The 12,585-nt window shown below is 37.5% G+C and carries 6 protein-coding genes; 3 read left to right on the top strand and 3 right to left on the bottom strand.

Annotated elements, in window-relative coordinates:
• Window positions 1–231 precede the first annotated feature (231 nt).
• Both F6K22_RS14140 and F6K22_RS14135 read right to left on the bottom strand, forming a co-directional pair.
• Window positions 232–1,101, bottom strand: coding sequence for a Uma2 family endonuclease (locus tag F6K22_RS14140; RefSeq protein ID WP_293098623.1), 870 nt, complete (start codon window positions 1,099–1,101; stop codon window positions 232–234).
• Between the two features lie 208 nt (window positions 1,102–1,309).
• Window positions 1,310–6,670: an nSTAND1 domain-containing NTPase gene (locus tag F6K22_RS14135; RefSeq protein WP_293098621.1), complete on the bottom strand. Its 5,361-nt coding sequence runs from the start codon at window positions 6,668–6,670 to the stop codon at window positions 1,310–1,312.
• 561 nt (window positions 6,671–7,231) lie between these two features.
• On the opposite strand from F6K22_RS14135, the gene F6K22_RS43490 reads away from it, so the two are divergent.
• The 3 genes from F6K22_RS43490 to F6K22_RS14125 all read left to right on the top strand — a co-directional run bounded on the left by F6K22_RS43490 (window position 7,232) and on the right by F6K22_RS14125 (window position 10,041).
• On the top strand, window positions 7,232–7,381 hold the full coding sequence (locus tag F6K22_RS43490; RefSeq protein ID WP_483244134.1) for a PIN domain-containing protein: 150 nt from the start codon (window positions 7,232–7,234) through the stop codon (window positions 7,379–7,381).
• 216 nt (window positions 7,382–7,597) lie between these two features.
• Window positions 7,598–8,059 carry a hypothetical protein gene (locus F6K22_RS14130; protein ID WP_293098619.1) on the top strand — a complete coding sequence of 154 codons (462 nt, stop codon included), beginning with the start codon at window positions 7,598–7,600 and terminating at the stop codon, window positions 8,057–8,059.
• A 599-nt stretch (window positions 8,060–8,658) separates the two neighbouring features.
• Window positions 8,659–10,041, top strand: a complete 1,383-nt coding sequence (locus tag F6K22_RS14125; RefSeq protein WP_293098617.1) for a hypothetical protein — start codon at window positions 8,659–8,661, stop codon at window positions 10,039–10,041.
• A 107-nt stretch (window positions 10,042–10,148) separates the two neighbouring features.
• On the opposite strand, the gene F6K22_RS14120 is transcribed toward F6K22_RS14125, so the two are convergent.
• Window positions 10,149–11,807: a dynamin family protein gene (locus F6K22_RS14120; RefSeq protein ID WP_293098615.1), complete on the bottom strand. Its 1,659-nt coding sequence runs from the start codon at window positions 11,805–11,807 to the stop codon at window positions 10,149–10,151.
• Window positions 11,808–12,585 lie beyond the last annotated feature (778 nt).

Here is a 12,585-nt window from a genome sequence, read left to right as displayed (position 1 = left end):
CCCCCCCTTCCCCCCTTCCCTACAAGGGAATGGGGGTTGCCGGAGCCTCTCTTCTCTGAATCCGCGCAAACCTAACCCCCCCCTGCCACCCTTCCCTATAAGGGAATGGGGGTTGCCGGAGCCTCTCTCCTCGCAGGAGAGAGGTTTGGAGAGAGGTTTTTATGAGTTTACAAACAGCTTCTTAGAGCCAATATCGTAGGGGTTTGGTCACCAAACCCCTACCAAACTTACTTAACTACCATAAATTTCTCTCACTTCCTCAATAGTTAAACCAAGAATTTGTGCTACTTTTTCCACACTCATTCCCGTTGCTAATAATTGAGGAATAGCATTTCTTTGTGCTTGTTCTGCTTGTTCTGCTCGTTGACGCTCTTGTTCTGCTTGGTCAGCAAAGCGATCGCTACGCGCTTTTTCTACTTCTGCTCTTTGTGCTCCTGTTAACAACAAGTTACCTTCAGAGTCCCACCAGCGTAACCATGATAGAGTTTGGTTATGATAGGAACCTTGCCATATTCCCAATTCTATTCCCAGGGGTCGAATGAAATAGTGACCGCGCTCATTAGGAGACATCTGGTGATAAGAGTCATCCTCTAAATAATACATTTCTAGGTTGCCAGTTTTGATGATATAAATTCCGTAGTAAGGTATTTTGACTATGCGTTCATATACCCAAAACTTTCCTGGTTTTGTTGTTTTACCATCTTCAGAAACTGACAAAGGAGTTTTGTCTAATTCTTCTGTTCCGTCTCCAATGGCAAATTCTAGAGCAATTAAAGGTGCCATATATTCTCGCCACAGACAATAGAAACAACGAATTTCACCGTTTAATAGTGGTGGTACATCGGGAACGTAAAACCAATCTGGTGCTTCTGCACCTTTTTCGGGGGGTTCTGTTTCTCGCCAATAGAGACCACTATCTTGTCTGATCGCATAATTTCCATCTGGGTGTCGCTGTTGTAAAATTGCTCCGATAGAATCAGTTAAAAGGATGCTTTGGGGGTGTTCCTGGAAATTTTTCACAAAAGTGCCGTCTTCATCTGGTAATTGAGTATGGTCGGGAAAAGGTGGTGGTAGGTCTATTTTTATTTTTGTTTCACTCATTTCAGTTATCAGTTATCAGTTATCAGTACCTCTAGCTGTTTGCGCAGCATTCCGTAGGAAAGACAGAGAGAAGCTTGCAATACTGAAGTTTATTCTTTTCATCTCCTTAATGTGAAAACTGATTAATTTAACGGGGAACCCGCCCCTACTATTGCCACATTGTAGCTGTGCTACACCACTACTTAACTTCTGACTTCTGACTTCAAACTTATGACTTCGATTTCAACTCCTCCAATACCTCAGAAGCAAACAGATTTTTACCCTTTTTCAAAGTCTCTATCCAACCTTTAACTCGTGCCTTTTTCTCCTCATCTTTCATCGAATCAACTAATAATTGAAAATCCTCAATTGCTCCCCGATCATCTCCATTTAATGCCTTCGCTAAACCACGAATACCTAAAATCCCACCATTATCAGGACTTAAATATACTGCTTTTTCACAGGCAAACATAACATCTTGAACGTGATTATTTAAGCTACCAGACCGACATAATTCTACCCAATCATCAGCATCTATTTCTACATCCGAATCTAATTTTTGTGCCCGATCGTAAAGACTAATTGCTTCTTCTATGTCTCCCTGTTTTGCTAATTTTTTACCCTTTTCTACTTTACCAGAAGCAAATAATTTATTCGCCACAACTTCTGGGTCTGTTTCCTTGGTTTTTGTATCAGGATCGAGGTCAATTTCTGGTAATAATTCTTGGGCACGTTTCAACATAGAAATTGCCCCTTCTATATTTCCCTGTATTGCTAATTTTTTACCCTTTTCTAATTTGCTAGAAGCTGCAAATTTGTTTGCTACAAGTTCGGGGTCTGTTTCTATAGTTTCTGTATCATAGTTGAGGTCAATTTCTGGTTCCAATTTTTGGGCGCGTTTCAAGATAGAAATAGCTGTTTTTATGTTTTCTTTTTCTCCTGTTTCTGCTAGATTTTTAGCTTCTGTAATTAAACTATGATGAACTGGAAGTTCATCACAAGTTCTCTGGTATGTATCAAAGTTACTGTTCATGTACTGCTGCCACTCCTCTGCTGTTAAATTCCGACCAAGACGGCGACAAGCTTCTGCAATTAAATCTTTTGGCCTTACCCAATGGATGCGGGCGGTATTGTCATTACTTGCGGTCGCAACGACCTTGCCATTGTGGCTAAAGGCTACTGCTCTTACCTCCCCTTGGTGGTTGAAGGTAGCAACTTGTTTGCCAGTGTTCGTATCCCAGAGGCGGGCAGTATTGTCAGCACTGCCTGTTGCAATGGTCTTCCCGTTGTGACTAAAAGCTACTGCTCTTACTCTACCCTGGTGGAGTAGGGTAGCGAGTTGTTCGCCAGTTTTTGTATCCCAGATGCGGGCAGTTTTGTCAGCACTTGCGGTCGCAACGAGGTTCCTTTTGCGGCTAAAGGCTACTGCTGTTACTTGTCCTTGGTGGTTCAGGGTCGCGAGTTGTTTACCAGTTTTCGTATTCCAGAGACGGGCGGTATTGTCAGCACTGCCTGTTGCAATGGTCTTCCCGTTGTGGCTAAAGGTTACTGCTATTACTTCTCCTTGATGGTTAAGGGTAGCGAGTTGTTCGCCAGTATTGGCATCCCAGATGCGGGCAGTTTTGTCAGCACTTGCTGTTGCAACGAGGTTCCTTTTGCGACTAAAGGCTACTGCTGTTACTTCTCCTTGGTGGTTCAAGGTAGCAAGTTGTTCGCCAGTATTGGCATCCCAGAGACGGGCAGTTTTGTCATTACTTGCTGTAGCAATGGTTTTACCGTTACGACTAAAGGCTACTGCTGTTACTTCTCCTTGGTGGTTGAGGGTAACAATATCTGTGCCAGTAGCAGCATCCCAGAGGTGGGCAGTTCGATCGTCACTTGTTGTGGCAATGGTTTTTCCATCAGGGCTAAATGCTACTGCATTTACCTTAGACTGATAGTTGAGGGTAGCAACTTGTTTACCGGTGTAGGCATCCCAGAGGCGGGCAGTTTTATCATAGCTTGCTGTCGCCATGGTTTTGCCGTCCGGGCTAAAGGCTACTGCATTTACCTTGGACTGATGCTTGAGGGTAGTAACTTCTTTAGCGATATTCGTATCCCAGAGGCGGGCAGTTTTGTCATAACTTGCTGTCACAATAGTTTTGCCTTCCGGGCTAAATGCTAGTGCATTTACTTTGTCTTGGTGATTAAAGGAAGCGACTTGTTTGCGGGTGTAGGTATCCCAGAGGCGAGCTGTATTGTTATCACTGGCAGTAGCAATGGTTTTGCCGTCGGGGCTAAATGCTACTGCTTTTACCTTATACTGGTGGTTGAGGATACCGACCTCTTGGCCAGTGCAGGTATCCCAGAGGCGAGCTGTATTGCTATCACTTGCAGTAGCAATGGTTTCGCTATCGGGGCTAAAGGCTAGTGCTATTATCTTATCCTGGTGCTTTAGGGTAGTGATTTCTTTACAGGTTCTGGTATCCCAGAGGCGAACGGTATTATCATCACTGGCAGTAGCAATTCTTTTCCCATCGGCGCTAAAGACTAATTTATGTACCCTTGCTTTGTAGTTAAGGGTAGCAAATTCTTTGCCTGTGGCGGTATCCCAGAAGCGGGTGATTTTGTCATCACTGGCAGTAGCAATGGCTGTGCCATCAGGGCTAAAGGCTAGTGCATTTACCGGGAAATAGTGGACTAGGGTAGAGATGGCATTGCCCGTGGTAGTATCCCAGAGGCGAACAGTATTGTCATCACTTGCAGTCGCAATGATTTTACCGTTGGGGCTGAAGGCTACTGCATTTACCCCGTCCTGGTGGACTAGAGTAGCGATAGCACTGCCTGTTTTGGCATCCCAGAGGCGGGCAACTTTATCTTCACTTCTTGTAGCAATGGTTTGACCGTCAGCACTAAAAGCTACTGCTATTACCCGATCCTGGTAGTTGAGGGTAGCGATATCTTTGCCCGTGGTAGTATCCCAGAGCTGGGTAGTTTTGTCATCAGTTGCAGTAGCAATGGTTTTGCCGTCGGGGCTAAATGCTACTATATTTACTCCAGACTCGTGCTTGAGGGTATGGAGATGATCTGGTAGTTGACTTAGCCCTTTACGGATAGCTCCATCAGCTGCATTTTGGGGGATATATAAAGGCTGATCGCCTAAGAATTTATTGACGGCTTTCCTCCACCATACATACCTATTTTTGTGCAGCTCTTGAACTGTAACCATTGACTGGAGTCCTAATAAAGTGCCTCGATCGTACCAGTTCCAGTTAGCAATGGCGACTTCTGCTTCTGCTGCCATCTGACGGGCAAAGGATGCTTCACTATTATGTTTAGCTATTCTTTGCTGAATCACAGCAAAAGCAGATACCCCACTCATAAACAGCAAAGAAATAGCCAAAATTTGATTCCGTCTTTGAGCTAACCTCCTGGCTTTTTGCTCCTGTATAAACTCCCTTTTTTTCCGTTCTTTCCCTTCAACTTCCCAACGAGTTCTCAACTCCTGACTCGCCCTAACAAAATCATGAGCAAATCCATCCAATAAACCTATATCTCCATACTTGGCTATATATTCTTCTGCCTTCATTAACTGCCCTTCTCGCCATAACCAATCATCTTTTTGATCGTGTTTTTTCCATTCCATTGCATCAGCTTCAATCTTCCTTACCAACGGCAAAACTTCTTGATATTCTTCTACCCATCCCCTCAGTTTGTCCCAACTTCTAATTAATTCTTCGTGAATAACATCTAATAATGTTCCTGCTTTTGACTTGTCTTTAGTAATTAACCGATTATTTTGGTCAGCTAATTTATCACTTACCTCTAACAACATCTCTAAACTATGTTTTTCATTGGGCAATTTTTCTAAAATTACTCTTCTACGAGTATCTGTTATTTTTCCCGCATTTATTTGCTTTTCCCCAGGCTGTACTAATTCTAAAAATATCCGTTTTGCAACTGACTTTTCCTCTTCATTGAGACTCTCAAAAACTTCATTAGCTCGCTTCGTCAAAGTACCCTTAATTCCACCCAACTTTCGATAAGTTTCCAGAGTTAAATATTTACTTTTCTCTTCTCCTTGAGTGGCATCTTTCCACAACACATCTAGAGTATATTGCAGGAGAGGTAAACTACCAGGGTTACGCAAAAAGTCTTCTGTCATTTGCGCAACTAATCCTGGTTGTACTCCCATTGCTACTAATTCGGCTGGTTTTTTTATTGCTTCCTCTATTTCCTCTTTTTCCAGAGGCGTTACTAAGAATTGATGTTCTTTTATTTGAGTTGCTAATCCTGGATATTTTGAACATTGGTCGAGAAAATCTGCCCGCATTCCTAAGATTAAGCAAAATTTCTTTTGAATGGCTTCATTTTTGATTGCTTCTAAAAAACAATCAAAAAATTCAAGTCGTTTTTCGTGAGTTTCGCAGAGGGTAAAAGATTCTTCAAATTGGTCGATTACCATGATGACTCTTTCAGCTTCTGCTGACTGAATAAATTCGATTAATTTTTCTGTTAAATTTTCTGGTTTTTCCCCTTCTATATTAATTGTCTTTTGCATATTTTTCAGAGGAGTTGCAGTCGGTGTAAAAGGATTTAGATATTGCCATCGGTCACTTCCCGACGTTTTCTGCCCCCGCTTCAATTGATATAACAAACCTGCTCTTAATAAGGAAGATTTTCCACTGCCGGAAGCTCCTAAGATTGCCACAAAATTATTAGTTCTTACTTGGTCAATTAATTCATCTGTTAACCGAGTTCTGCCATGAAAAAATACCGCATCTTCTTCCTTTTCTGTAAAATAAGATAGAGCACGATAAGGAGGAGTATTTTTCCAGCGTTCATCTACGGGTTGAGTCGGACTATTGGTAGTCAGAATAATCGCATTTCCTGAATTATGAAATACAGGAGCTTGAGCAGTCTGACGCATATTCTTTTTAATAGAATCTGCCAAAATATAGTTAGTAACCCAACCATCAATCGAATTTTCGGGATTTAAACCTTTGAGTAATCTAGCGGTAAAAACACCCTGTTCTCCATCTATTTGTTCTACACTTGTTTCAAAGGAACGAGCAGCAGTAATAAAACAGCGACTTACTTGTTTTCCACTACCAGGGTCAGCCTCTTGAAAATTCAAAAATTCCCCACTAAAACAACAGTCTAACCAAACTATTTGTGTTTTAACTGGACTATTTTTTAATAATTCTTTTAACCAGTTTAAAGAAATACCATATTTCTCCTTTTTAAGTTGAGCATCACTGGTAGCTAAAAATCCTTCTTGAATTCCACCTTTTTCCTTCAAATAACCATGTCCGGCAAAGAAGAGTAAAGCTACATCAGGAACTTCATTTTTTGATGGAGGATTAAATAAATTAATAATCCTTTTTTCCAGGTCATTAACTTTTACAAGACCATTAGGAATAAATCTAGCTTGACCTTCTTGGTTGTAAGTTTTAGGTAAACGTTGCACATGAAAATTGCCGTATTTTTCTAACATTTCGGCTATAGCTTCCGCATCTTTTACGGGTGCTTTAAGGTTTAAATCTCCAGGCTTCTTTTTTTTGAGAAATGGATAAGAATTAATTCCTACAACTAATGCTTCTCTATTCATAATTAATAATTATATTGATTATTTAAAAAGTTTATAAAAAAAATTACAGTATTTTTCCAGTGATTGAGGTAATATTTTAATCCTGAATCTCCTCTGAAAAAGGGAGAATTTAAGTAAATTTATCTATATCCTACTATACCAATGGGACTTAAAAAAATATAACCAGAAAACAGGCTAAAATATAGATTGGCAAAAGCTTTTACGTCAAAAAGGTATAAATCCGTATGGAAGCAAGGGTTTTAGGCATTTTTAGGGGATCAACGTAATTCCCTTGCCCAGACTGACTTTGACGTTACCAGAAAATGTCTAAGTACAACTGACAAACAACCACTAGATTGTACCCTACTTAAGAAGATGAGAACTATTCAGAAATCAAATATGTCATAACTTATGCAATTACACTAATGATAGTGGGTTTACTAGGAAATATAAGGAATTTATACACTATATGTAGCGGTAGTGGGTAATAAATAAATTTATTGAAACAAAAACTAAAAATTAATTCTAACTCAACCCGACCAAAACTTACCGAAGGACTTCACTGTTTAAACTTTATCTTGGATAGAAAAAGGTGAGTTAAAGAATCGGTTATTATTGGAAGAGTTGGAGAATGAATTACATCGAGGAGAATCAGAAACAATAGCTTTGGCAGTTTCTTTGGCTTCCGAATTAGTAATCATAGATGAAAAACCTGGTATAAAAAAACATTAGTTTAAGATTGAATATCATTGGTATTTTAGGTATATTGTTAATTGCTAAACAAGGAAGACTAATATTCAGCCATTAATGGATGATTTAATTACTAAACTAGGTTTTCGTATTAATCAGGGATTGTATCTAGATATCTTAAACAAGAATCTAATCAAGATCGATAACTAAAGTCATCTAAAACTACAGAAAGCAATCAGCAAATCAGGGAGATACAAAATGAAAGATTCAGCGAACAAATTCTTATTATCCATGTTACTAGCAATCAAAGAGTTAGACAGTCCCCTAAATGCAGAGGAAAAAGAAAATCTTTATCTTGCCGGTCAACAATTATCCCTTGATCCTACAGCTTGGGAAGAAGATATTGAACCAACTCTCATGGAAATAATTAACAATAACCCATCTCTCAATACAGTTTTTAAAAGTATTAACTCTAAGCTAGAAAAAATTGATGAGATTCCTCAAAATTTAATCCCTAATACTGAAGAAATGAAAACAGTTATCCCGACTGAGGAAAATCAACCCCTAGAACGTCCTATTCCTGATGTTGATATGTCTGATTTTCAAAGTAATGAAATTACCAATGCAGCTATCCAAATTATCTCATCACCAGAGCCATCAGAAACAGTTAAAAAAATTGGTAAGTTTGATAAATTATTGAATTTGATTAGTCAGAAGTAGTCAGACAATATATATAACCCATTTGGGATCTATTTAAAAATAGATTGGGAGTAGGGTAGTGGTGGAGTAGGGAAGATAGTTAGATGAGGTGTGTGGGAGTATTTTTAAACTTTTTTCTCGTGTTGCCTATATCCTACTCCAGATTCCTAAATCAAAAGACCTCTCCAAAAATCAAAAATCAATTCAATTCTTATCCATAAGTTATCAATTACTTCTCCCTATTCTCTATTCCCTCTTTTCTGGAGAAATCTAAAAATTCAATTGTGGGGATTAATACCACATGGGTTCTATAAATTTGACAAAACAGAGAGGTTATTGGTTTGCTATTCAATGGATATTTCGGAAGAGTAAATGTATTTAAAAATACGTTTTTTTCCTGCAAGCTGTAATTTGGTACTCACTCTCCCCCCACATTCCCCATCCTGGGAAGGGTTAGGGGTCTGTTCTCATCTCCCCATTTTCCTATTACAAAAGGGTTTTAGAAGTTCCTTACAAGGGATAGCTTTTTGAGGAAGGTTAGGGGATATCTGAGATGGGATATCTAAAACGAAGTATCTCAAGGTCTTGTATGATTAATAACCTTACCAATAACTAAAAACATGACTGATATTATTAATCCTACCATTGACTTATTTCTCTATGACTTGAGAAACAGTCTCGGTGATGATGAAACAGACATAGAACAAAAACGCCAATATTTTTATCAAAAATTCCATCAAACTGTTCAGGAAAAATTAAAACAAGACGGACAAGAAAATAACCAAGATATAGAGGTAGAATATATTCACCTGCTCAAATCTACTTATGCTCCCTTAGATCCTAATAGTTCTGGAGAAGATGGTTATTACTATCCAGTAAGATTAGGAGATAGTTATGGATTATTATTAGAAGTTGCTGCACCTGAGAAAAAAACACCAGAATATTTTGGCGAATTAAAAGCAAAAATTCAACAAAAATTAGGAGGAAATAATGCTACATTAGGTCAGAGCTGGATGCTATCCACCTACCTACCCAATTCCTCAGAAATAACCCCACAAGAAATAGAAAAAATTTCCCAAGAATCTTGTAAAGCAATTTTTCCCAATGCCAAAGAAATAGAATATGAAAGCAAAGGTGAATTTATCGGAGCAACGATTTTTGAATATTCTGATAAGAGCTTAAAACAACAGATTGTCAAATTAACAGATAAAGAAATTATTACTGTTGTTCAAAATCAACATATTATTATTGCTATTTATCCAGACCAAGCAACATTTTACAAATTAAGTAGATTTTATGCAGACTGGATGCGGTTATTTTATTATCACCATAAAATCGTTTGGTCTTACGGCCAAACTCGCATTTTAAACAATCAAATTAAAGATAAATTTAGTCAAATTCAGACAACAATTAAATCTATAGAAGCAAATCTTACTAAAGGAAATAGAAAAGCTAATAAGTTGGAAGAAATTAGTGATATTTTGAGTCAATTCCAAATTCTCATCAATCAATATACCCAAAATATAAACAATTTAAAATTTCAACAAGGCACAATAGAAATAAATTTAAGTAATTACGATAAAAGATTACAAACTCTCCAGAAAAAAGCTAGAGAAAAAATCACTATAAATAAAACATCAATCGCATTTTTTGAAGAATTTAGTAAATTAGTTAACGAAAAATATCTTTTCCAAATCACAAGAGATTTAAAAAATTTTGACCAGGGATTGCAATTATTGGAAGGTAATATTAACGCTATCCGCAGCCAAGTAGAAATAGAAAAAGCTAAGAGCGATCGTAACTTTCAAGAATTAATTACTGTGGTAGGTACAGGAGTGACTATTGTTACTATTATGGATAATGATGCCAAAAGACAATGTGAATTAATTCTTTCTGAGAAATCTTTTATTTGTGAAAATACATTGATATTCAAATTAATAGTAATTTTGAGTACTAGTATATTTGTTTGGTTTTTCAGAAAATATATATCTAAGCGATCATAAATTATTTGACCTCTCCCCCAACCCCTCTCCTACAAGGATAGGGGTGACTGTTCTCCCCCTTCCCTCGTAGGGAAGGGGGTTGGGGGGTTAGGTTTTTTACTCACCTTTTAACCAACTAAAAATTCTAATTCCTGATTTATTTCTACTGATAAATTATTCAATAACTGCAATTTACTTCTTAACTTTATTACCTCTGGTGACTGCTGACTCATAGGAACTTTAATAACTTTTTCCGCGATTATTTCATATTCCTCAACTGCTTTTAAAGTTACAGTGCTAAAACGACTTAAATAATCTCTAGCTGCATTAGCATAAGCTTGTTTCACTTGCTCTTTATAACTTGCTAAATTTTGCGATTTATTCTGTTTATTATCACTCAAAAGATAGGTTGCTCCACCAACAACTGCAGCACCCATCGGACCTCCTAATAACCAACCTATTCCAGAGGCGATCGCTATATTTCTCAGACCACCATATTTTTTGGTTTCTGATGGGGGTGGGGGTGGCAAGAAAACTTTTGGAGCTTCAGGAAATGTAATTATTAATTCCTCTGTTTCTTCTGATTGAAAAAACTCAGAAGCTTTATCTACCCACTCACTAATTTCTTGTTTATATTTCAGAGCTTCTGGTCGAAATTTTTCTGACTCCCAAATATTAAAAGTTCTCTGTTCTAAAACTACAGCTAATTCAAATTGATACCTTTCCAAAAGCTTAGTTAAATATAGCCAACTCTGAAAATTTGAACTGCTTCTCTCGAAACCTTCTTTAATTAACTTTTCTGCTCTTTTTTGAATCTCAAACTTTTCACTTTTCTGCTCTTGAATAGAAATTAACTCTTTAGTTACCTCCTTAGCATTAGCCTTGATTACTTGACATAACTGAGAAGCGATCGTCTGTACCCTGGATAACTGAATATTTGTCTTTTCTCCATAAACTTTAACAATACTTTGTAAAGCAGATTCAAAAGTAGCTAAACCCGTTGTTTGTGCCACAGAAACATCGCTTTTTAACCGCCCCCGTAAAGCAGGTAAAGCATCAACCCGATGCAAATTACTAATATTATTCGGGAGTTCGGAGCGAAAACTTTCTGCCACAAACCGCATTCTATTAGAAACCTCTTTTTGTTCCTCTGGCGTGAGTAAATTCATAAAATTAACCACAAAAACCACAGTCTTAATACCCCGTTCCCCCAACCAATCTTTGAGATTTTCTCGCTCACCCAAAGTCATCAAATTTCTAGCATCTAAAACCTGCACTACTAGATCGGCAGTTAATAATTTTTCCTGCACCAAAATATTCTGAGCTTCCCTATCATTAGTTCCTGGTAAATCTAAAAATTCTACCCCTCTTGCCAGAAAAGAATGAGGGCAATAAACTTCTACTGAAGTTACATCATCTCGCATTTGCCGATTATCATCTAGCACAGCATATTCTTTAAGAATATCTGTACCATTGGCATTAATAATACTCCCATCTTTTAACTGAATTCTTGTTTGTAACTCTTTGCCATATTTCACATAAATTGCTGCTCCAGTAGTGGGAATTAGATCGATAGGTAAAGTCCGTTCTCCTAACAAAGCATTTAGGAGGGTAGACTTACCATAATTAAACGGAGCAAAAACAGCAATTTTAAAAGAAGGGTTTGCCAGATACTCACAGATAGAAATTACATCTTTTCTCAATTGAGAATCTGGCTCAAGTTCTAAAATTCCTAGAGCAGAATTAAAATAATTTGTCAGGTTTTGGTAATGTTCTTTATGTTGCATTTTTTTAACTAGGGTTTGCTGAAAAAGTATGTTATACCAATTTTATAAATGTTTTTTACAAATGGTAGAAAGAAGAAGGAAGAAGGAAGAATGAGTAAATCCTGAAAACAAGGGGAAAAGGGGAATATGATAGATATAGATATCTTAAATTAATTGGATATGGTCTTTTTAAACATCTCCTATCTAGAGGTATTTTCTTGTAGCATTCTTTTTTTAAAGTGGTATTAGTGAGGGAAGGGAATTGGAAATAGTTGCACTTAGCCTCCTGGAATAGAGAAGATTAAAATTTGGATAAATTCTCCCCATTGATTTTTCCCTTTTGCGACTTCCCTATTCCTGATTTTTGTCAAATCTACTAATTGTTTAATAGATAGAGAATTAGATAAATTATCATTTCAGTGATTAGCTAGCCTCCCGGAAATAGAGGAAGATTAAAATTGGCAGAAATTCTCCCCATTGATTTTTTCCCTCTTCCTACTTCCTTCCTCCTGATTTTTGTCAAATCTACTAATTGTTTAATAGATAGAGAATTAGATAAATTATCATTTCAGTGATTAGCTAGCCTCCCGGAAATAGAGGAAGATTAAAATTGGCAGAAATTCTCCCCATGGATTTTTTCCCTCTTCCGACTTCCCTGTTCCTGATTTTTGCCAAATCTACTAATTGTTTAATAGATAGAGAATTAGATAAATTATCATTTCAGTGATTAGCTAGCCTCCCGGAAATAGAGGAAGATTAAAATTGGCAGAAATTCTCCCCATGGATTTTTTCCCTCTTC

The sequence above is a fragment of the Okeania sp. SIO2F4 genome, assembly GCF_010672385.1.
In the GTDB taxonomy this organism is placed as follows: domain Bacteria; phylum Cyanobacteriota; class Cyanobacteriia; order Cyanobacteriales; family Microcoleaceae; genus Trichodesmium.
Note: the sequence above shows the minus strand (reverse complement) of the source record. Positions and strands in the feature narration are given on the sequence as shown.

Bases quoted from the DNA above. Each gene is read 5' to 3' on its own strand.
- F6K22_RS14120 (WP_293098615.1), bottom strand. From the start codon at position 11,807: ATGCAACATAAAGAACATTACCAAAACCTGACAAATTATTTTAATTCT.
- F6K22_RS14125 (WP_293098617.1), top strand. From the start codon at position 8,659: ATGACTGATATTATTAATCCTACCATTGACTTATTTCTCTATGACTTG.
- F6K22_RS14135 (WP_293098621.1), bottom strand. From the start codon at position 6,670: ATGAATAGAGAAGCATTAGTTGTAGGAATTAATTCTTATCCATTTCTC.
- F6K22_RS14130 (WP_293098619.1), top strand. From the start codon at position 7,598: ATGAAAGATTCAGCGAACAAATTCTTATTATCCATGTTACTAGCAATC.
- F6K22_RS14140 (WP_293098623.1), bottom strand. From the start codon at position 1,101: ATGAGTGAAACAAAAATAAAAATAGACCTACCACCACCTTTTCCCGAC.